The sequence below is a fragment of the Rhodovulum sp. genome, from assembly GCF_011048875.1.
GTDB classification, from domain to species: Bacteria; Pseudomonadota; Alphaproteobacteria; order Rhodobacterales; family Rhodobacteraceae; genus Rhodovulum; species Rhodovulum tesquicola.
The window spans coordinates 1-20,413 of record NZ_DSDD01000188.1; the positions used below are offsets into that span (position 1 = coordinate 1).

General features: G+C 66.8%; 17 protein-coding genes and 2 pseudogenes. 10 read left to right on the forward strand and 9 right to left on the reverse strand.

The genetic code is table 11. The features are described 5' to 3' along the window. From ENN83_RS06520 to ENN83_RS06530, 3 genes are all read left to right on the forward strand, one after another. Positions 1–1,075 (forward strand): tripartite tricarboxylate transporter permease (locus ENN83_RS06520; protein WP_287185365.1); only part of this gene is annotated, 1,075 nt, incomplete at its 5' end. Positions 1,076–1,124: 49 nt separating this feature from the next. Then, positions 1,125–2,657, forward strand: a complete 1,533-nt coding sequence (locus ENN83_RS06525) for an acyl--CoA ligase (protein ID WP_287185367.1) — start codon at positions 1,125–1,127, stop codon at positions 2,655–2,657. Positions 2,658–2,759: 102 nt separating this feature from the next. Beyond that, positions 2,760–3,740 (forward strand): 2-dehydropantoate 2-reductase, encoded by a 981-nt coding sequence (locus ENN83_RS06530; protein ID WP_287185368.1) that lies wholly within the window; start codon positions 2,760–2,762, stop codon positions 3,738–3,740. Between the two features lie 63 nt (positions 3,741–3,803). Here ENN83_RS06530 and ENN83_RS06535 read toward each other — a convergent pair whose 3' ends face one another. The 6 genes from ENN83_RS06535 to rpiA form a co-directional block, all read right to left on the reverse strand. Further along, a complete protein-coding gene (locus ENN83_RS06535; RefSeq protein WP_287185369.1) occupies positions 3,804–5,300 on the reverse strand; it encodes a DegQ family serine endoprotease in 1,497 nt (498 codons plus the stop codon). 131 nt (positions 5,301–5,431) lie between these two features. Continuing rightward, entirely contained in the window at positions 5,432–5,626 is a 195-nt protein-coding gene (locus tag ENN83_RS06540) for a DUF2065 domain-containing protein (RefSeq protein ID WP_287185371.1), read from the reverse strand. Then, complete coding sequence (hflC, locus tag ENN83_RS06545) at positions 5,623–6,531, reverse strand: protease modulator HflC (RefSeq protein ID WP_287185372.1); 909 nt, start codon at positions 6,529–6,531, stop codon at positions 5,623–5,625. Before hflC ends, ENN83_RS06540 begins: the two co-directional genes overlap by 4 nt. Positions 6,532–6,533: 2 nt before the next feature. Next, positions 6,534–7,652: an FtsH protease activity modulator HflK gene (gene hflK / locus ENN83_RS06550; protein WP_287185374.1), complete on the reverse strand. Its 1,119-nt coding sequence runs from the start codon at positions 7,650–7,652 to the stop codon at positions 6,534–6,536. A 92-nt stretch (positions 7,653–7,744) separates the two neighbouring features. Continuing rightward, on the reverse strand, positions 7,745–9,103 hold the full coding sequence (gene gor / locus ENN83_RS06555) for a glutathione-disulfide reductase (protein WP_287185415.1): 1,359 nt from the start codon (positions 9,101–9,103) through the stop codon (positions 7,745–7,747). Positions 9,104–9,110: 7 nt separating this feature from the next. Beyond that, on the reverse strand, positions 9,111–9,893 hold the full coding sequence (rpiA, locus tag ENN83_RS06560; protein WP_287185375.1) for a ribose-5-phosphate isomerase RpiA: 783 nt from the start codon (positions 9,891–9,893) through the stop codon (positions 9,111–9,113). Between the two features lie 162 nt (positions 9,894–10,055). Here rpiA and ENN83_RS06565 point away from each other — a divergent pair. Next, positions 10,056–11,188: pseudogene (locus tag ENN83_RS06565) on the forward strand (L-serine ammonia-lyase); the annotation flags it as partial. 186 nt (positions 11,189–11,374) lie between these two features. Then, entirely contained in the window at positions 11,375–12,070 is a 696-nt protein-coding gene (locus ENN83_RS06570) for a DMT family transporter (RefSeq protein WP_287185377.1), read from the forward strand. Here ENN83_RS06570 and ENN83_RS06575 read toward each other — a convergent pair. Continuing rightward, a complete protein-coding gene (locus ENN83_RS06575; protein ID WP_287185378.1) occupies positions 12,024–12,719 on the reverse strand; it encodes a thiamine diphosphokinase in 696 nt (231 codons plus the stop codon). The two genes, ENN83_RS06570 and ENN83_RS06575, sit on opposite strands and share 47 nt — an antisense overlap. Before the next feature lie 139 nt (positions 12,720–12,858). Between ENN83_RS06575 and ENN83_RS06580 the strand changes: the two genes are divergently transcribed. Then, positions 12,859–14,934 carry a hypothetical protein gene (locus ENN83_RS06580; RefSeq protein WP_287185380.1) on the forward strand — a complete coding sequence of 692 codons (2,076 nt, stop codon included), beginning with the start codon at positions 12,859–12,861 and terminating at the stop codon, positions 14,932–14,934. 216 nt (positions 14,935–15,150) lie between these two features. Here ENN83_RS06580 and ENN83_RS06585 read toward each other — a convergent pair. Continuing rightward, positions 15,151–15,363, reverse strand: a pseudogene (locus ENN83_RS06585) (DUF2842 domain-containing protein); the annotation flags it as partial. Further along, positions 15,363–16,655 (reverse strand): adenylosuccinate synthase, encoded by a 1,293-nt coding sequence (locus ENN83_RS06590; protein ID WP_287185382.1) that lies wholly within the window; start codon positions 16,653–16,655, stop codon positions 15,363–15,365. The gene ENN83_RS06590 and the pseudogene ENN83_RS06585, both read right to left, overlap by 1 nt. Before the next feature lie 254 nt (positions 16,656–16,909). Between ENN83_RS06590 and ENN83_RS06595 the strand changes: the two genes are divergently transcribed. The 4 genes from ENN83_RS06595 (at position 16,910) to ENN83_RS06610 (ending at position 20,410) form a co-directional block, all read left to right on the forward strand. Beyond that, the gene (locus ENN83_RS06595; protein WP_287185383.1) at positions 16,910–17,329 is read left to right on the forward strand and encodes a DUF6524 family protein; all 420 of its coding nucleotides are present in this window, start codon (positions 16,910–16,912) and stop codon (positions 17,327–17,329) included. 65 nt (positions 17,330–17,394) lie between these two features. Continuing rightward, positions 17,395–17,778, forward strand: a complete 384-nt coding sequence (gene secG / locus ENN83_RS06600) for a preprotein translocase subunit SecG (RefSeq protein WP_287185385.1) — start codon at positions 17,395–17,397, stop codon at positions 17,776–17,778. 201 nt (positions 17,779–17,979) lie between these two features. Then, positions 17,980–19,623, forward strand: coding sequence for a CTP synthase (locus tag ENN83_RS06605; protein WP_287185387.1), 1,644 nt, complete (start codon positions 17,980–17,982; stop codon positions 19,621–19,623). Between the two features lie 4 nt (positions 19,624–19,627). Continuing rightward, the gene (locus ENN83_RS06610) at positions 19,628–20,410 is read left to right on the forward strand and encodes a 23S rRNA (adenine(2030)-N(6))-methyltransferase RlmJ (protein ID WP_287185389.1); all 783 of its coding nucleotides are present in this window, start codon (positions 19,628–19,630) and stop codon (positions 20,408–20,410) included. Positions 20,411–20,413: the final 3 nt, after the last annotated feature.

Genomic DNA, 20,413 nt, shown 5'->3' on the forward strand with positions numbered 1-20,413 from the left:
GCTCGTTCTGCTGGCCTTCACGACCTTCGTGGGGCTTGGCGGGGACGACACGCTCAAGACCATCGTGATGATCTGCCTCGGGCTGGTGCTGTCCACCGTGGGGCTGGACATGATCTCGGGCCAGCCGTGGCTGATCTTCGGCGACATTCCGGGTTTCTATTCGGGCATCAGCTTTCTGGTGCTGGCGATTGGGGTCTATAGCGTGGGCGAGGTGCTTTACACCATCGAGACCTCGTGCATCTCGCCCGCCGTCTCGACGGCACGGCTGCGGATGCGCGACCTCCTGATCGACGGTATCCGCGAGATGAACCGCATGTGGAAGACCATGAGCTTCGGCTCGGTGCCGGGCTTCTTCGTCGGTATGCTGCCCGCCGCGGGCGCAACACCCGCCTCGCTGATGAGCTATGGTCTGGCGCGCACCTTCTCGAAGAAGCCCGAGACCTTCGGCAAGGGCAATATCGAGGGTGTGGCCGCGCCCGAGACCGCCAACAATGCCGCCTCGACCGGATCGCTGCTGCCGATGCTGACGCTGGGCATCCCCGGCTCGCCCACCACCGCGCTGCTGCTGGGCGGCATGGTGATGTGGGGGCTGATGCCGGGGCCGATGCTGTTCATCGAGCAGCAGGATTTCGTCTGGGGGCTGATCAGCTCGCTCTACACCGCCAATCTTGCGGCGGTGCTGATCAACATCGCGCTGATCCCGCTTTTCGTCTGGGCGCTGCGGATGCCGTTCTCGGTACTCTGTTCGATGGTGCTGGTGCTGTGCATCCTGGGCGGCTTTGCGCCCGGCCAGAAACTTCACGATGTCTGGCTGATCGCGGGCTTCGGCGTAGCGGGCTACCTGCTGCGCAAGGCGGATTATCCGCTCGCGCCGCTTGTGCTGGCACTTGTGCTGGGCCCGTTGATGGAGAAAAGCTTCCGCCAGACGCTGATCAGCGCCCAGGGCGATGTGACCTTCTTCATCTCGCGGCCGCTGTCGGCAACCTTCCTGGCGCTGGCGACGATCTTCTTCGCGCTGCCGCTGATCAAGATGCTGCACCGGCGCATCGCCAAGCGTCCCGCGCCGGCCGAATGATCGGCCGGATGCCCGCAGGGACAACACGACCTAGAGAAAGGACATCGAGGTGACGACCATCAAGGCATTGCTCCAGGGACATGACGACACGAGCCCCGCCATCGGCGCGCCGGGCCGCGACTGGTTGAGCTATGGCGGGTTGCGCGCGCTGGGCGACCGGGTCGCTGGCCAGCTTCACGCCGCGGGCGTGGGCCGGGGCGACCGGGTGGCCATCGTCCTGCCGAACGGGCCGGAAATGGCCACGGCCTTCGTCACCATCACCCGGGCGGCGACGACCGCGCCGCTGAACCCCGCCTATCGCGAGGACGAATATGCCTTTTACCTCGAGGATCTGAAGGCCAAGGCCATCGTTCTGGCCGAGGGCTATACCGGCCCGGCGCTGGCCGCGGCCAATCGTTTCGGGCTGACCGTGCTGCGGCTGCGCTTCGATCCGGCGGCACCAGCTGGGGAGTTCGAGCTTGTGGCCGAAGGCGGCGGCGGGGCCTGCGATACCGGCGAGCCGCTGCCCGGCGATGTCGCGCTGATCCTGCACACCTCGGGCACCACGTCCCGGCCCAAGATCGTGCCGCTGCTGCAATCGAATGTCGCGGCTTCGGCCGCGAATATCCGCGCCTCGCTGGACCTGACGCCTGCGGATCGCTGCCTGAACGTGATGCCGCTGTTCCATATCCACGGGCTGCTGGCCGCCGTCTCGGCTTCGCTCTCGGCGGGAGCCTCGATCTGGTGCGCGCCGGGCTTCGACGCGCTGAAATTCTTCGGCTGGCTCAAGGATGCCGACCCGACCTGGTATACCGCGGTGCCGACCATGCACCAGGCGATCCTGTCGCGTGCCGGCCGCAACCGCGATGTCATCGACGCCGCGCGGCTGCGCTTCCTGCGCTCGTCCTCGGCCTCGCTGCCCGCGCAGGTGATGACCGAACTGGCCGAGACCTTCGGCGCGCCGGTAATCGAGGGCTACGGCATGACCGAGGCCGCCCACCAGATGTGTTCGAACCCGCTGCCCCCCCGCGCGCAGAAGCCCGGTTCGGTCGGCATCGAGGCGGGGCCGAAGGTGCGCATCGCCCATGAGATCGAGGACCGGCTGACAGACGGCACGGGCGAGGTGGTGATCTCGGGTCCGAACGTGACGCCGGGCTACGAGGGCAATCCCGAGGCGAACGCCAAAAGCTTCTTCGAGGCCGAGGGTCGGCGCTGGTTCCGCACCGGCGACCAGGGGGCCTTCGACGACGAGGGCTATCTGCACCTGACCGGGCGGCTGAAGGAGATCATCAACCGGGGCGGCGAGAAGGTGAGTCCGCTGGAAGTCGATGGCGTGCTGATGGAGCATCCGGCCATCGCGCAATGCGTGACCTTCGCCCTGCCCCATCCAAAGCTTGGCGAGGAGGTGGCGGCGGCGGTGGTGCTGAAGGAGGGCATGCAGGCGACCGAGCGCGAGATCCGCGACTTCGCGGCTGCGCGGGTGGCCGACTTCAAGGTGCCACGCAAGGTGGTGATCCTGGACGAGATCCCGAAAGGCGCGACCGGCAAGCTGCAGCGGATCGGACTGGCCGAAAAGCTGGGGCTGACGGAAAGCGCTGCGTGAAGGGAGCCCGGCCAGGGGCCGGGCTGCCTCCGGCGGGGATATTTACGGCCAGAAGAAGACAGGGCGGCGGGCGCGGGTCCGCGGCAGGACGAGGGATTGTGCATGAAGATCTGCGTGTTCGGAGCGGGCGCCATCGGCGGCTATATGGGGGCGAAGCTCGCACAGGCGGGCGCCGAGGTCAGCCTGGTGGCGCGCGGCCCGCATCTGGCGGCGATGAAGGAACGCGGGCTGCGGCTGATCGAGGAGGAAAGCGGGACGGACGTGACCGTGCCGGTCAATGCCTCTGACAACGCGGCCGATCTGGGGGTGCAGGATTACGTCGTGGTCACGCTCAAGGCCCATTCGGTGCCGCCGGTGGTCGAGAAGATGAAGCCGCTGATCGGGGAAAATACGACCATCGTTTCCGGCGTGAACGGGGTGCCCTGGTGGTATTTCCACAAGATCGGCGGCCCGCTGGAGGGCACGCGGCTGGCCTCGGTCGATCCGGGCGATGCGCAATGGAACGGGTTCGGGCCGGACCGGGTGCTGGGCTGCGTGGTCTATCCGGCGGCCGAGGTGATCGAGCCGGGCGTGGTCAAGCATATCGAGGGCAACCGCTTTTCGCTGGGCGAGCCGGACGGATCGAAATCGCAGCGTGCGGTGCGGCTGTCGGAGGCACTGGCGGCGGCGGGGCTGAAGGCTCCGGTGCGGCCCAGGCTGCGCGACGAAATCTGGGTCAAGCTGTGGGGGAACCTGTCGTTCAACCCGATTTCGGCGCTGACGCATGCGACGCTGGATGTGCTGTGTACCGATCCGGGCACGCGGGCGGTAGCGCGCAACATGATGCTGGAAGCGCAGGAGATCGCCGAGAAGCTGGGCGTGAGATTCCCCATCGACGTCGATCGCCGGATCGAGGGCGGTGCGGCCGTGGGAGCGCATCGCACGTCGATGTTGCAGGACCTGACCATGGGCCGACCGATGGAGATCGACGCGCTGGTGGGTTCGGTGCAAGAGCTGGGGCGCGTCACCGGCACGCCCACGCCAACCATTGACGCGGTCTTGGCGCTGGTCACGCTACGGGCGCGAGTGGCCGGGCTTTACTGAGCGGGCATCGCCCGGACCCGAAGGGGGCGCCCGATGACGGGCGCCCCTTGTGTTTCTGGCGATTCAGTCTTCTGTGACCGACAGCGCCACGAAGCGCGGCTCTCCGTCGCGGCGCACAAGAAGCAGCAACGACTTGCGCCCTGCATCGCGGGCCTCGGAAATGCGGGCTTCGAGATCGGCAATGGTCAGCACCTTGCGCTGGCCTGCCTCGGTGATCAGGTCGCCCGCGCGCAGGCCTTTTTCATAGGCCTCGCCCGTTTCGTCGATGTCCTGAATGACAAGCCCTTCTGCCGCCGCGCCCAGTTCGAGCTGTTCGCGAAGAGCGTCGGTCAGGGGCGCAAGCGTCATTCCGAGCATCTCGCGCGTGTCGGGTTCATCGGGGGTATCGGGCGAGGCAACCGCGGGCACGGCCCCTTCGGCAGTCTCGCGGCGGCCCAGCGTCACGTCCAGCGTTTCCGTCTCGCCGCCACGGAACACGGTCAGCTTGACGGTCTTGCCGACGGCGGTGTTGCCGACCTGGCGCACCAGCCCGCGGGTGTCGTCCACCGTGACCCCGTCGAAGCTGAGGATCACGTCGCCCTGTTCCATGCCCGCCTCGGCTGCCGGACCCTCGGGCACGTCGGTCACCAGCGCGCCGCGCGCCTCTTCCAGGCCCAGCGCCTCGGCCATGTCGGGGGTCACGTCCTGGATGCGTACGCCCAGCCAGCCGCGCCGGGTCTCGCCGAATTCCTTGAGCTGGTCGACCACATTCGTCACCACCGTGGAGGACATCGCGAAACCGATCCCGATCGAACCGCCATTGGGCGACAGGATCGCGGTGTTCACACCCACCACCTCGCCCGCCATATTGAAGAGCGGACCACCCGAGTTGCCGCGGTTGATCGCGGCATCGGTCTGCAGGTAGTCGTCATAGCTGCCCGACAGTGCCCGGCCCCGGGCGGAGATGATGCCCGCCGAGACCGAAAAGCCCTGACCCAGCGGGTTGCCCATGGCCATCACCCAGTCGCCCACCCGCATCGCATCGGACTCGCCGAAGGACACGAAAGGCAGCGGACTGTCGCTTTCGACCTTCAGAACCGCGATATCGGTATTGGGGTCCGTGCCGACAACACTGGCCTTGAGAGTCATGCCCGAGAAGAACTCGATGGTGATCTCGTCGGCCTTCTCGATGACGTGGTTGTTGGTGACGATATAGCCGTCAGGCGAGATCACGAAGCCCGAACCCAGCGCCTGACTGCGGCGTGGCGGGCGGGTGCCGTCGCGATCCGGTTTCATGAAGTCGCGAAAGAAGTCCTCGAAAGGCGACCCCGGCGGGACCATCGGCATCACACCGGTATGGCCCGCGATCATGGTCGAGGTGGTGATGTTGACCACCGCCGGGCTGACCTGCTCGGCGAGATCGGCAAAGCTTTCGGGCGCGGCGCGGGCCAGCGCGCCGGATGCCTGTCCCAGCGCAAGGGCGGCGGCCAGCGCCAATGCGCGCGCCGGGCCAAGCCAGGCCGACGCGGGACGGGCGGTATTGGAAATGGCCTGCGATGTCACGCTTGGATCCTCCTGCATGCGTTCCCTGCGGGTCCGGCCAGAGCGTGCGGGGACCGAAACCCTTGTTTCCTGCGATATGCGCCTGACGCGAGACGATGCAACTCAACGCCCGTCGCGGCGTGTCAACAGGCCGTGATTGGCGCAGTGTTTCACCCCGCAAGCCTTTGGGCAAGCCAGATGAGCGCGGTGCCCATCGCAACGGCGACCAGCCCGATCAACCGCCGTGTTTCCGGCGGGATGCGGCGGATCAGGTCAACCAGTTCGTCCAGACGCGAAGGGGCCAGTGCGAACACCAGCCCCTCCAGGACCAGAACCAGCCCCATGGCCAGAATGACAAAGCTCATTGCGCCGCGGCAATCCCCGGCGCCGACGGTTGCGGACGCTCGGCCTGCTTGAGATAGTCGAAGAACTCGCTGTCCGGCGTCAGCACCATCGACGAATTGCCCGCCATCAGCGAATTCTCGTAGGCCCGCAGCGAGCGCAGGAACGCGAAGAACTCGGGATCGGAGCCGAAGGCTTCGGCGAAGATCGCGTTGCGCTCGGCATCGGCCTCGCCTCGGGTGATTTGCGCCTCTCGCTCGGCATCCGAGACCAGTTCCACCACGGTCCGGTCGGCCAGTGCGCGCACCCGCTGCGCCGCCTCGTTACCGCGGGCGATCTCGTCGGCGGCCTCGCGTTCGCGCTCGGCCCGCATCCGGGCAAAGGTCGCCTCGAGGTTCTGTGCGGGCAAATTGGTCTGCTTCAGCCGCACGTCAACCACTTCCAGACCTATACTGCGGGCAAGCTCGCGCGACTGGTCGCGGATCCGCGTCATCAGGATGCGCCGATCCTCGGACAGGATTGTGTCCGACGTCACCCGATCGGCCCCCAGAACCGCCCGGATCTGGGCGTTCAGGATCGAGGACAACCGGTCCTCGGCCGCACGCAGCCCGCCGACGCCAACGGCCTGACGGAACTGCACCGCATCGGCGATGCGATAGCGGGCGAAGGCGTCGACCACTAACCGGCGATCATCCGAGGGCGTGACCTCGATCGTGTCGGTGTCCAGCGACAGAATCCGGTCGTCATAACGGACAACCTCCTGGATGAACGGGATCTTGAAGGCGAGCCCGGGCTCTTCCTTGACCGCCTTGATCTGGCCGAATTGCAGCACCAGCGCCTTTTCGCGCTCGTCCACCACGAAGACCGAGGACAGCCCCAGGATCAGCGCCAGGAACAGGATCGGAACGATCATCATCGTCTTGCGCATCTTCAGTTCCCCCCTGCCCCGGTCGTGCTGCGGCGCAGTTCGTTAAGCGGAAGGTAGGGCACAACGCCCTGACCGCCATCGCCACCCAGCACCGCCGGATCCAGAATGGTCTTGTCCACCTCGCCCATCACCTTTTCCATGGTTTCCAGATATAGCCGCTTGCGCGTGACTTCTGGCGCCTTGACATATTCGGCCAGGACCGCCCTGAAGCGGCTGGCCTCACCCAGCGCATCATTGGTGACACGGGCACGATAAGCTTCGGCCTGCTCGATGATCTGCGCAGCTTCGCCTCGTGCCTGTGCCACGACGCGGTTTGCATAGGCATCTGCCTGGCGTTGCAGGCGGTCGCGTTCCTGTTCGGCAGCCTGAACCTCGCGGAAGCTGTCAATCACCTCGGTGGGCGGATCTGCCTTGTCGAGGTTGATCCGCACGATGTTGATGCCGCTGTCATATTCGTCCAGCGTCTCCTGGATGTTCAGCCGCGCCGTGTCTGCGATGATGCCCCGGTCGCGGTTCAGGATCGGCGACAGCGGCGAGGCGGCGATGATCTCGCGCATCACCGATTCCGACACGGCCTGCACGGTCAGTTGCGGATCGCGGATGTTGAACAGCATCTTCGCCGGGTCGTTGATGTTCCAGACCACCTGGAAGTCGATATCGACGATATTGGCATCGGTGGTCAGCATCAGCCCGTCTTCCTTGGCCCCCCGGCGCATGCCGATATTCTCGGTGCGTTCGCCGGTAACGTTGACCACCTCGGCAGTAATCACCGGCCAGGGGGCAAAGTTCAGACCAGGCTGGCCGGTTGCATAATACTTGCCCAGAAACAGCTCGACCGATTGTTCCTCGGGCTTGACCGTATACAGCGAAGAGAAAAGCCAGACCACGACGGCCGCCAGAACGCCGAGCGCGATCCCGCCCTTGGTCAGCTTCGGACCGGAGCCGTGCCCGCCACGCCCGCCCATAAGCACGCGCAACTGTTCCTGCCCGCGGCGCATCAGCTCGTCGATCTCGGGGATCTGGGGCGGCTCACCGCCGGGGCCGCGGCCACCGCCATTACCGCCGCGGTTGCCACCGCCCTGGCCTCCGCCACCCCAGGGACCGCCACTTTGTCCAGCCATCCAGGTCTTACCTCTTTCCTGTTGTCGTTCTCGCTCGTCTCGCAAACTCGTGTGACCTAACTGGTCGCTCGGGGGCGGAATTCAACCCGCCTTCACCACGTCCTGACCGGCGCCTTCAACGTCACCAGTTCCTCTGCCATGGTCGGATGCACCGCGACGGTGCGGTCGAAGTCGTCCTTGGTCGCGCCCATCCGGATCGCGATCGCGGCCAACTGGATCATCTCGCCCGCATGGTCGGCGACGATATGACACCCCAGAACCCTGCGGGTATGGGCGCAGACGATCAGCTTCATCAGCACCCGATCCTCGCGTCCCGCAAAGCCCGACTGCATCGGCCGGAACGCGGTTGCGTAGACCTCCACCCCGCCGCGGGCGCGCGCCTCTTCCTCGCTGAGTCCCACCGTTCCGAATTCGGGCCGGGTGAAAACGGCGCCGGGCACCAGTTCGTGATCGGCGCGCGTGGGGTTGCCCTTGAACACCGTCTCGACAAAGGCCGCGCCCTCGCGGATCGCCACGGGCGTCAGGTTGATGCGGTCGGTCACATCGCCCACCGCATAGATCGAGGGCACAGCGGTCTGGGAATAGCCGTCGACCTCGACCCCGCCGTTCTCCTTCAGCCCGATGCCCAGATCCTCAAGACCCAGACCCGCGGTGTTGGGGACTCGCCCGGTCGCGTAAAGCACCGCATCATATACCCCGTCATGTCCGTCGGTGGCCTTGACCCACAGCCCGTCCGCGACCCGGTCGATCCGCTGCACGTTGCAGCCCAGCCGAAGGCCGATGCCCTGGTCGCACATCGCCATGGCGATATGGCCGCGCGCCTCTTCGTCGAAACCACGCAGGATCTGCGCGCCGCGATAATACTGCGTCACCTTGACGCCCAAGCCACTCAGGATGCACGCAAACTCGCAGGCGATATAGCCGCCACCGACGATCAGGATGCGCTTGGGTAGCGCCTCGAACCTGAACACCTCGTTCGAGGTGATGACATGCTCTGACCCGGGGAACTCGGGCACGAAGGGCCGGCCGCCAGTCGCGACCAGGATATGGCGCGCGGTCTTCTCGGTGCCATCGGCCAGCCGCACGGTATGTGCATCGGCCAGCACGGCGCGCGTATCGAAGATTTCAACCCCTGCCTTCTGCAGGTTGCCGCGATAGATACCCTCAAGCCGGTCAAGCTCGGCATCCAGCCTGGCCCGGAACGCCGCCCAGTCGAAGCCGCCCGCCGCGACATCCCATCCATAGGCGCGCGCATCCTGCATTGCGCTTGCATAACCCGAGGCGAAGACCATCAGCTTCTTGGGCACGCAACCGCGGATCACGCAGGTCCCGCCCATGCGGTATTCCTCGGCCAGCCCGACCCGTGCGCCCGCCTCGCTGGCGGCCAGACGCGCCGCCCGGACCCCGCCCGAACCGCCGCCGATGACGAAAAGATCGTAGTCGAAGGCCATGCCGCGCTCAGACATCCTTGAACAAGTTCTCGCTTTCGGCGAATTCGATGCTGTCCTGTTGCACGCTGCCCGCAGCCACGTCGCGCAGCTCGACCCGGCCATCGCCATGACCGATCACCACGGTGTCGCAGATGCCGATGAACAGCCCGTTCTCGACCACACCGGGAACCTGGTTCAGCACCAGCGCCAACTGCCGCGGGTTGCCGATGCGCAGCAGGTGGAGATCGAGGATATGGTTGCCCTCATCGGTGACAAAGGGCATCGCGCCGTTCATGCGGATCGTGACGTCGCGGCCCAGCACGTCCATTCCCTCCAGCATCTCCTCGACCAGCTTGCGCGTCGTCTTCCAGCCGAAGGGGATCACCTCGACGGGCAGCGGGAAGGCGCCCAGATGCGCCACCTCCTTGGCCGAATCGGCAATCACCACCATGCGGTCGGACGCGCTGGCGACGATCTTTTCCTGCAAATGCGCCCCGCCGCCCCCCTTGATGAGGTTCAGCTCGGCATCGAATTCGTCCGCCCCATCGATGGTCAGGTCCAGCCAGCCCGCCTCGTCCAGCGCGATCACCTCGATCCCCACCTCGCGCGCAAGGTCGGCCGTGCGCGTCGAGGTCGGCACGCCCCTGATCTTCAGCCCCTCCTCGCGCACGCGCTCGCCCAGGCAGCGCACCATCCAGGCCGCGGTCGAGCCGGTGCCCAGCCCCACCTTCATCCCGTTTTCTACCATGTCGCTGGCACGCCTGGCGGCAACGAACTTGGCCTTCTCGATGGGGGAAAGCTCGGTGGACATGGGCAGTCTCCTCTCTAGGCTCCGTACCCTTATAGGCAAGTTGGATCAGGGCTGCGAGGGGCAATCGCACAGGAGGCACGACCGCGCGCTCCGCGCGAAACGTCGCTTTCGGGATGGAAAATGGCGCAGGCCATGCCAGTAATGATGACGGGGAGGAGTCCGATGTATCTGTCCGTCTTCGACATCTTCAAGATCGGCATCGGGCCTTCGTCCTCGCACACGATGGGGCCGATGGTGGCCGCGGCGCGGTTTCTCGACCTGCTGCGCCCCTCGCCCTTTCGCGCCCATGGCCTGCGCGCGACGTTGCACGGCTCGCTGGCCTTCAGGGGTGTCGGGCATGCCACCGATCGGGCAGTCATACCGGGCCTCGACGGAGTGAGCCCCGAAACCTGCGATACCAATGCCGCCGAAGCCGCCCTCGCCCGTATCCGGACAGAGAATCGCGTCATGCCCGAGAGGCTGGACCCGCTCGCCTTCGATCCTGCCCGGGATCTGGTCTTCGACCACGACCGCGCGCTGCCGGGCCATGCCAATGGCATGGTCCTGTCAGCCACCGACGCCCAGGGCGACGTGATCCTGACCGAGACCTATTATTCCATCGGCGGCGGCTTCGTGCGCACGGCGGCCGAGCTTGCGTCCGGTGATCCCGAGGACGGCACAGGCGCCCCCGTCCCCTACCCCTTTCGCAACGCGGCCGAGATGCCGGACATGGCCGCCCGATCCGGCCTGACCATCGCGCAGATGAAACGGCAGAACGAACTGACCCGGCGCAGCCCCCCCCCGCGCTTGAAGACGGGCTTGCGGCGATCTGGACGGCGATGTGCGATTGCATCGACCGCGGGCTGGCCACCGACGGCACCCTGCCCGGCAGGCTGAACATACGCCGCAGGGCACATGCGATCCACCAGGCGCTGATCGCCGAACGCGGGCTGAACCTGACGCCGCCGCACACGATCAACGACTGGATGAGCGTCTATGCCATGGCGGTGAACGAGGAAAACGCCGCCGGCGGGCGCGTGGTCACGGCACCCACCAACGACGCGGCCGGCGTTGTGCCCGCCACGATCCGCTACTGGCTGGATCATGTGCCCGGCGCGCAGCCCTCGAAGATCGGGGATTTCCTGCTGACCGCGGCCGCCATCGGCAGCATCATCAAGTGCAACGCCTCGATTTCGGGCGCCGAATGCGGTTGCCAGGCCGAGGTCGGCTCGGCCGCGGCGATGGCGGCGGCGGGGCTGGCCGCGGTCATGGGCGGCAGCCCCGAACAGGTTGAAAACGCCGCGGAAACCGCGCTGGGCGGGCTGGCCGTCAACGTGCCGAACTGCTGAGCCCCCTGACCGCGCTGTAGCTTCCATCCTTCTTCTGGCTTCAAATATCCCGGGGGGAGTCCGCAAGGACGGGGGGCAGCGCCCCCCTGCCCCGCCGCCCGCATACCGGGCAGGGCGCTGGACGGGATCGCAGGGCCGGTGCATCACTGCGCGATGAGCCGCGCGCCCGACCGCATTCTCGCCGCCACCTCCGCCTTCTTCGCCGCGCTGCGGGTGATGCCGCTGGCCGATGCCATCGCGATCTTCTTCGTCGAGCCCTTCATCCTGACGCTGCTGGGTGCGCTGGTGCTGGGCGAAACCGTGGGCTGGCGGCGGGTTCTGGCCTGTATCATCGGCTTTGTCGGCGCGCTTCTGGTGATCGGGCCGAGCTTTGCCGCCTTCGGGGCGGCGGCCCTGCTGCCGCTTCTGACAGCCTTGTTCTTCGCCTGCTACATGGTCGCGACCCGGCAGGTGGCGCGCCACACCCATCCGGTGGCGCTGCAGGCGTGGACGGCGCTGGACGCCTGCGTGATCGTGCTGCCGCTGCTCGCGGTCTCCGAAGGGTCCGGTATCGCCCCGCTCGACCCGGTCATGCCACGGGGCATCTTCTGGCTCTGGCCCGCCGGGGTGGGGCTTGCCGCCATGGTCGCGCATCTCTTGATCCGCGCCGCGCTCAGATGCGCGCCCACCGCGGTGATCGCGCCGCTTCAATATCTCGCGATCGTCGCCGCTGCCGTTCTGGGCTTCCTGATCTTCGACGATCTGCCCGACGCCCAGGCCCTGGCGGGCATCGCGATCATCATGGGCGCCGGACTTTACGTCTTCATGCGCGAGCGTCACCTGAACCGCCCGCCGCCACCTGCGCCATGAGCGCCGCGGCGGTGGCCTCCAGTTCCGTCTCGGGCAGGATAACCACCATGGCACCGGTCTCGATGCGCAGCGTCACAGGGCCGGTGACCTCGTTCGAGGTGCCGATCCGCCCGCCCGGCGCGAAGTCGAGCCCGGCGATCGGCCAGCGCAGCCCCTCGCTCTCGCCCCGCACCGGCCCCATCGGGAACAGCGACAGCCGCGCGCCTTGCGGCGGGGCAAGGCGCAACTCCGGCGGACAGAGAAAACAGATATCCGCCTCGCCGATCAGGATGCAGCGCCGGTCGGGATAACGCGCCAGCGCGTTCATCGCCGCCAGCGCATGGTCGATCCGCGCCCCCATGAAGCCCAGACCGAGCATCAGCGGAGCGGCCACCGCGCGCAGGCATTTCTCGAAATCGGTGCTTTCCTGCTCGGTGACATGGTACAGTCGCTCGACCGGCAAGGCGGCGCGCGTCCGATCCGAAATCGAGTCGAAATCCCCGATCACCAGACGCGGCATCAGCCCGGCGGCAAGCGCGTGATCCGCCCCGCCATCGGCAGCCACCACGTCTGACACAAGGCCCACAACCCGCGCCAGCTGATTCGGGTTAACGACACCTCCCCCGAGGATTGCGATCGGGTCGGGACTCTGGAGCAATCGCGGCAACATTTTTGCAGCAATGGGTCAGGACCAGGGTCAATGCAACCGAAACGTCGAAAAATCCACGAAAAAACACTTTCTGTTCATCTTTAGGAAGGAGCCTATGGTAAATACTCGCGCTATGAGCGGGGGGAGAAAGCGAACGAACATGGTTGGTGCAAGCAAGATACTTACGGTGTCCTACGGCACCTTCTCGTGCACCCTCGAAGGGTTCGAGGATTCCTTCGACACGATGAAGGCCATCGCCGAATATTTCCGTGACCTTGCGGCCGAGGACCGTTTCTTCGGCGCGGAACCGCCCAGCCCGGACGCCGCGATGCTGCAGCGCATCGCCGAACGCGAGATCCGCAAGCGCGTCGAGGCCCGCGTCGACGAGGGTGGAATCCTGCTTCGTCCCGCGAATGTGCCAGGCGACGATCTGTCCGCCGAGGCGCCGCGGGTCTTTGCCGAGATGCCGACCCGCACCCAGGAAGAGCAACCGCAGGCCGCACCGGGATTGCGCCCTTCCGACGAACCCGAAACCGTCGCAGCCAAGCTCGCGCGCATCCGCGCCGTAGTCGAAAACGCGCGCGCCGCCGCCCCGGCCGAATATTCCGCCCCTTTTGCAGAGGCCGGGTTCAAGGTGGAAACGCCCGCAGCCCGCCGAGCGGAGGGCCAGCCCGGCCCAAAGTCGCCTGATCCGGCTGCAAAAGCGCCGGAGCCACCGTTTGCCGGACCGGCCGCAGAACCGCGCGCCACCGGCCAAGATACCGCGCCGGACCCGGTTGCGGGGACAACCCCGCATGCTGCGCCCGCCACGCCCCCCGCGCAGGTCGCAGAGGCAACGCTCTCTGACGACGGTGACGATGACACGGATTCGGGCGCGCGGGCGCGCATTCTCGCCGCTCTCGACACCCGCCCCGCGACCGTGATCGCGCCCCCCACAGATCCCGTGCCTGCCAAGCCGCGCGCCCGCGCCCGGGTTCTCAAGCTCAAGCGCGAGGATGTCGTCGCCCGCTGGCCCGAGGCCCCGCTGCGTCCCTTGGCTGCGACCAAGACCGCAACGCAGGAGCATACACCGGACGAGGCGCGTCTGCCCGATGCGCTCGAGGCCGAGCTTCAGGCCGAGCTTGCCGCCGTATGGGCCGAGTTCAGCGCCACCAGGGACGAGGCCCCCGAGGCGGCTCGCGACACGTCAGCCCCCGAAGAAAACGACGGCACCGGCGCAGTGACCGCGGCGGCGGCCCGCGAGGAGGTCTCGGACGAGGACGCGCCGCGGGTAGACGCCGGACACGCGGGCATCGCGCTGCGAGACTCCGGGACCCCGGATGACGAAGCGGCGCAGGAGGTGCGGCGCGAAGTTGACACGCCACTCCTTCTCGATCAGCCCCTCGCCCTGGAGCGAACGCCGCCCGCGGCCCGCGATGTCCAGGGCGACGAGACCGCGCCCCTTGAGCTGCCCACCGCCGCGCAGGCATCGCCCGATGCGGACGGTGCCGCCGACGCAGCGAACGAAGAACCGGAGGCCCCCACCCGGGTCGAGACCGCATTGCAGCGGATCTGGGACGTGACGAACACCAAGCTCGACGGTGCAGAGCAGACGCGCCGCCACAGTTCGATCGCGCATCTCAAGGCTGCGGTGGCCGCGACCTTCGCCGAAATCAAGTCGGGCGCAGCCCGTTCAGCCGGGTCCGAGGACGAGCACGCGCGCCGTCCCTATCGCGAGGTGCTGGCCAAGGTGGTGCGCGGCGAACGTACGGCCGGGTCCGACGCCGCAACCGACGAACCCCGGCGGCTTGCCCCGCTCATGCTGGTCTCGGAACAGCGCGTCGACATGCCGCCCCCCTACCCGGGCGAGACCCCGATGGCGATCCGCCCCCGGCGCGTCACCGCCACGGACGCCGAAGTCGGCATGGCCGCCGACAATCCAGAGGCCGAGTCAGCCAACGATCAGGAATTCTCCCGGTTCCTGGAAGGATACGGCCCCACCGGCATGGCCGACCTGCTTGAGGCGGCAGCGACCTATCTGCAGGTCGAACGCGGGCTGGAACGCTTCACCCGTCCCGAGGTGCTGCGGCTTGCGCGGGCCCGCCTTGGCGAGGGGGACTCGCGCGAAGAGTTGCTGCGGGCCTTCGCAGGTCTGCTGCGGAACGGCACCTTCAGGAAGGTCCGGCGCGGAGAGTTTGTGCTGACGACACTTGCCCCAGACGGCGAAACGCCAGAGGCGGCACGCAGCCACGCCTGAGAAGTTCCTGGGGGTCGGCCCCGCGGTCCGTGATCGACCGCGCATGGAGCAACCCTTTTTGGCAAGCGACAGGCAGGAACCCCGGATCGCTCCGCCGCAGGCCCGTTTACGCTATCGTCCTGCGGAACTGTCCTTGCCCGGCGCCCCATCGACATCGCTGCCCCGCGCCGCGCCGGGGTCCGCCTTGTCGGAACGGACCCGCGGCGGTGCACCAGAGGCGTCCGGGTCCGGCTGGCCGATGCCACGGAAAACAAACCGAAACGGCAATGCCCAGACGATGCCCAGCGTGATATAGACCACCGGTTCGAGCCAGGATGGCGGACGGTCGAACAGCGCCACCACGCTGACGGCCACCATGATATAGGCGGGCAGCCCGATCAGAAGGATCACGAGCGACCAGCGGCGGCGGGCTTTCCAGGACAGGGCCATCAATCTGCGAAGGGGTCGGTTACAAGGATCGTATCGTCACGTTCAGGCGACGTAGAGAGTAGTGCGACCGGGCACTGGATCAACTCCTCGACCCGGCGGACATATTTGATCGCGTTGGCAGGCAGGTCGGCCCAGGTGCGCGCGCCTTCCGTCGAGTCCGACCATCCGGGCAGGTCCTCGTAGATCGGAACGCAGCGCGCCTGCTGGTCGGCGGCTGTCGGCAGATAGTCCAGCCGCTGTCCGTCAAGATCATAGCCCACGCAAATCCGAAGCGTCTCGAACCCGTCCAGGACGTCGAGCTTGGTCAGGGCGATCCCGCTCACCCCCGAGGTGGCGCAGGTCTGGCGCACGAGGACCGCATCGAACCAGCCGCAGCGCCGCTTGCGCCCCGTCACCGTGCCGAATTCCCGGCCCCGCTCACCCAGACGCTCGCCATCGGAATCGTCCAGTTCGGTCGGAAACGGCCCCTCGCCCACGCGCGTCGTGTAGGCCTTGACGATGCCCAGCACGAAGTCGATCGCCCCCGGCCCCATGCCGGTGCCGGTGGCGGCCTGGCCTGCGATGGTGTTCGACGAGGTGACGAAGGGATAGGTGCCAAAGTCGATATCCAGCAGCGCCCCCTGCGCGCCCTCGAACAGGATGCGCTTGCCCGCGCGCCGCGCCTCGGTCATCACCTTCCAGACCGGCGCGGCATAACGCAGCAGCTCGGGGGCAATGGCGCGCAGATCGGCCAGCAGCGCGTCCCGGTCGATCTCGGACAGGCCCAGCCCCGCGCGCAGGGCATTGTGATGCACCAGCGCCCGGTCCACCCGCAATTCCAGTGTCGCGTCATCGGCCAGATCGGCCACGCGGATCACCCGGCGCCCCACCTTGTCCTCGTAGCAGGGCCCGATCCCGCGCCCGGTCGTGCCGATCCTCGCCACTGCCGTCTGCGCCTCGCGCGCACGGTCCAGTTCGCCATGAAAGGGCAGGATCAGCGGTGTGTTCTCGGCGACCATCAGCGTCTCGGGCGAGACCTCGACGCCCTGGGCCCGGATCGCCTCGATCTCCTTGAGAAGATGCCAGGGATCGAGCACCACGCCATTGCCGATCACCGAAAGCTTGCCGCCCCGCACCACGCCCGAGGGCAGCGCATTGAGCTTGTAGGTAACGCCGCCGATCACCAGCGTATGGCCTGCATTGTGGCCGCCCTGGAACCGCGCGACGACATCCGCGCGTTCCGACAGCCAGTCGACGATCTTGCCTTTCCCCTCGTCGCCCCACTGGGCGCCGACGACGACGACATTGGCCATGGCGGTCTTCCTCGCTTGGCTGGATTCAAACCCGTGCCGGTATATCGGCCATGGTCGCCGAGGCAAGCGGTTTTCTCGGACAATGCCGCCGCGGCACGAACCGACCGCCGACCGGCGGGATTTCGCGTCCATCCCGCGGGTCCGAATGTCCCTGCGACGATGAGGCAGGCCATTTGTCGCCGCAACGGGACTATCCAGAGGTAAAATCTGTCGCGAGTCGGCTTCTGTCGAAATATAACCACGGAGGACGAGAAATGTCCGGATTTCTGCTTCGTTGGGCGATTGCCGCAATCCTTCTGGCAGCCGCCTACAACCCGACCCAATACAACTACACGACCTGGGCGCAGGCGAACTTCGAAGGTGACCAGAGGTCCTTGGTGATCGGGCTCGGCGCCATGCTCGCCATCGCGTTTCTGGTCTACATCATCGGCGCGCTGCGCGCGCTGGGTGTCGTGGGCCTGTTCCTTGTCGTCATCATCTTCGGCCTTCTGAGCTACATCCTGATCGACAAGGGCATCGTCGAGCCGGTTGTCAGCGCGACCAATATCTGGGGCGGCATAGCGGTGCTGTCGCTGATCCTGGCCAGCGCGATGGGTTGGCGCCGCGGGACCAAGGCGCCGGCCAAGAAGAGCGCGGCCGCCAGGAAACCAGAGACCAGGACGGCTCAGGCCTGAAGGGGTTGCGGGGGCGGCCCGTTGGGCTTAGGTAGACCGCCAGACCAAGCCCGGGGCCGCCTCGCATGGAAAACGTCATCCTCATCGTCCACCTGATCCTGGCGCTTTGCCTGATCGGCATCGTGCTGTTGCAGCGCAACGAAGGGGGTGGCCTCGGAATGGGCGGCGGCGGTGCGGTCACCGGCCGCGCACCGTCGACGCCGCTGGGCAAGCTGACCTGGTTCTTCGCGATCTGCTTCATCGGCACCTCGATCACACTGACCATCATCGCCGCACAGAACGCCGCCGGGGTCTCGGTCCTTGACCGCGTCCGCGGCGCGCCCGCCCCGGTCGAGGCGCCCGTGCCGGATCCCGGCACATCGGGTCTGCCCGAAGGCGAGGAGCTTTTGCCGCCCCCGCCGGTTGCGCCGGACGACATCTCGCCTCTGCTGCCGCCGCGGGCCGACTGATCCCCGCCCGGGTCCGGGCGGGCAGATCGCGCCGCCGAAATCCCACAAGGGATTGAGGCAAAACCCAAATCCTTAACAGCATCTAGCGGTCCGGTTGCGGCGGCGCGCGCAATCGGCTATATGTCGAGTCCCGTGATACCGCGGCGGCTCGACGCCGAATCGGGCAGTGAAACGACAAGCATCACGGGGGTCGCCAAGCCTATGGCACGCTTCATCTTCATCACCGGCGGGGTGGTTTCGTCGCTCGGCAAGGGGCTGGCTTCGGCGGCGCTCGGGGCGTTGTTGCAGGCACGCGGCTTTACCGTGCGGCTCAGGAAACTGGACCCCTACCTGAATGTCGATCCCGGCACGATGAGCCCGTTCGAGCATGGCGAGGTCTTCGTCACGGATGATGGCGCCGAGACCGATCTGGACCTTGGCCACTATGAACGCTTCACTGGCGTTTCGGCGCGTGCGACCGACTCGATCTCGTCGGGCCGCATCTATTCCAACGTGCTGGAAAAGGAACGCCGGGGCGACTACCTGGGCAAGACGATCCAGGTGATCCCTCACGTCACGAATGAAATCAAGGACTTCATCCGCATCGGCGAGGACGAGGTCGATTTCATGCTGTGCGAGATCGGCGGCACGGTCGGAGATATCGAGGGCCTGCCCTTCTTCGAGGCGATCCGCCAATTCAGCCAGGACAGGCCGCGCGGCCAGTGCATCTTCATGCACCTGACGCTGCTACCTTATATTCGCGCCTCGGGCGAGCTGAAGACCAAGCCGACCCAGCATTCGGTCAAGGAACTGCGTTCGATCGGGATCGCGCCCGATGTGCTGGTCTGCCGCTCCGAAGGGCCGATCCCCGAGAAGGAGCGCGAGAAGCTGGCGCTGTTCTGTAACGTCCGCCCAGATGCCGTGATCGCCGCGCAGGACCTGAAGTCGATCTACGAGGCGCCGCTGGCCTATCATCGCGAGGGGCTGGACCAGGCGGTTCTGGATGCCTTCCAGATCAGCCCCGCGCCCAAGCCCGACCTGGGCAAATGGGAGGACGTCTCCGACCGTATCTTCAATCCCGAGGGCGAGGTGCGGGTGGCCATCGTCGGGAAATATACCCAGCTCGAGGACGCCTACAAATCCATCGCCGAGGCGCTGACCCATGGCGGCATGGCCAACCGGGTGCGGGTCAAGGCCGAATGGATCGACGCCGAGCTATTCGAGCGCGAAGACCCCTCGCCATGGCTCGAGGGGTTCCACGCGATCCTCGTGCCCGGCGGGTTCGGGGAACGCGGCACCGAAGGCAAGCTCAAGGCCGCCGAATTCGCCCGCACCCGGCAAATCCCCTATCTCGGCATCTGCCTCGGCATGCAGATGGCGGTGATCGAGGCGGCGCGGAACGTGGCGCATCTGGCCGATGCGGGGTCCGAGGAATTCGACCACGAGGCGGGCCGCAAGCGGTTCACGCCGGTCGTCTATCACCTCAAGGAATGGGTGCAGGGCAACGCGACCGTCATCCGCAAGGCCGATGACACCAAGGGCGGCACGATGCGGCTGGGCAGCTACACCGCGCATCTGGCAGCCGGTTCGAAGGTGGCCGGGATCTATGGCGCCACCGTGATCGAGGAACGCCACCGCCACCGCTACGAGGTGGACATCAAGTATCGCGACAAGCTGGAGGCCTGCGGGCTGGTCTTTTCCGGCATGTCGCCCGATGGCCGCCTGCCCGAGATCGTCGAATGGAAGGATCACCCCTGGTTCATCGGCGTTCAGTTCCATCCCGAACTGAAATCCAAACCCTTCGCCCCGCATCCCCTGTTCGCCGATTTCGTGCGCGCCGCGGTCGAGGTGTCGCGGCTGGTCTAGGGCGATGCTCTCCTACCAGCATATCTATCACGCGGGAAACCTGGCCGATGTGCACAAGCACGCGCTTCTATGCGCGATGCTCGACTACCTGACCCGCAAGGACAAGCCGCTGAGCTATATCGAGACCCATGCCGGGCGCGGTCTCTACGATCTTGCCGCGCCCGAGGCGGTCAGGACCGGCGAGGCAGCAGCGGGCATCGGTGCGCTTGAGGGACGGCTGCCCGCCGACCACCCCTACCGGCGGCGCCTGGTCGAGATCCGCGCGCGGTTCGGCCCGACCGCCTATCCCGGCTCGCCGCTTCTGGCCGCGCTGTCGCTGCGCAAGGGCGACGTGATGCACCTGGCCGAACTGCATCCGCAGGAATATCAGGCGCTGTCGCAGGTCATGGCCCCGTTCGGTTCGCATCTGCGCCCAGAGGACGGCTTTCGCGCTGCCCGCGCGCTGGTACCGCCCACGCCCCGGCGCGGGCTGATGCTGATCGACCCCAGCTTCGAGGTGAAGGCCGATTATGCCGCGATCCCCGGCCACCTTGCAGCGATCCACCGCAAATGGGCGGTGGGCACGCTGGCGCTGTGGTATCCGATCCTGCCCGCCGCGCCGCATGCCCCGATGATCGCCGCGCTTTGCGAATCCTTCCCGGACGCGCTGGATCATCAGGTCCGCTTTCCCCCGGCGCGGCCGGGACATGGCCTGATCGGCTCGGGCATGTTCATCGCCAACCCGCCCTGGGGCGCGCAAGACGAGGCCGCCCGCCTCACCGCCCTGTTCGCCAGTCTGAAAGGATGAAGA

Bases quoted from the DNA above. Each gene is read 5' to 3' on its own strand.
- ENN83_RS06580 (WP_287185380.1), top strand. From the start codon at position 12,859: ATGGTTGGTGCAAGCAAGATACTTACGGTGTCCTACGGCACCTTCTCG.
- secG (WP_287185385.1), top strand. From the start codon at position 17,395: ATGGAAAACGTCATCCTCATCGTCCACCTGATCCTGGCGCTTTGCCTG.
- hflC (WP_287185372.1), bottom strand. From the start codon at position 6,531: ATGCGCAAGACGATGATGATCGTTCCGATCCTGTTCCTGGCGCTGATC.
- ENN83_RS06535 (WP_287185369.1), bottom strand. From the start codon at position 5,300: ATGCAGGAGGATCCAAGCGTGACATCGCAGGCCATTTCCAATACCGCC.
- ENN83_RS06590 (WP_287185382.1), bottom strand. From the start codon at position 16,655: ATGGCCAATGTCGTCGTCGTCGGCGCCCAGTGGGGCGACGAGGGGAAA.
- ENN83_RS06570 (WP_287185377.1), top strand. From the start codon at position 11,375: ATGAGCCGCGCGCCCGACCGCATTCTCGCCGCCACCTCCGCCTTCTTC.
- hflK (WP_287185374.1), bottom strand. From the start codon at position 7,652: ATGGCTGGACAAAGTGGCGGTCCCTGGGGTGGCGGAGGCCAGGGCGGT.
- ENN83_RS06595 (WP_287185383.1), top strand. From the start codon at position 16,910: ATGTCCGGATTTCTGCTTCGTTGGGCGATTGCCGCAATCCTTCTGGCA.
- ENN83_RS06530 (WP_287185368.1), top strand. From the start codon at position 2,760: ATGAAGATCTGCGTGTTCGGAGCGGGCGCCATCGGCGGCTATATGGGG.
- rpiA (WP_287185375.1), bottom strand. From the start codon at position 9,893: ATGTCCACCGAGCTTTCCCCCATCGAGAAGGCCAAGTTCGTTGCCGCC.
- ENN83_RS06610 (WP_287185389.1), top strand. From the start codon at position 19,628: ATGCTCTCCTACCAGCATATCTATCACGCGGGAAACCTGGCCGATGTG.
- ENN83_RS06575 (WP_287185378.1), bottom strand. From the start codon at position 12,719: ATGTTGCCGCGATTGCTCCAGAGTCCCGACCCGATCGCAATCCTCGGG.
- ENN83_RS06605 (WP_287185387.1), top strand. From the start codon at position 17,980: ATGGCACGCTTCATCTTCATCACCGGCGGGGTGGTTTCGTCGCTCGGC.
- ENN83_RS06540 (WP_287185371.1), bottom strand. From the start codon at position 5,626: ATGAGCTTTGTCATTCTGGCCATGGGGCTGGTTCTGGTCCTGGAGGGG.
- gor (WP_287185415.1), bottom strand. From the start codon at position 9,103: ATGGCCTTCGACTACGATCTTTTCGTCATCGGCGGCGGTTCGGGCGGG.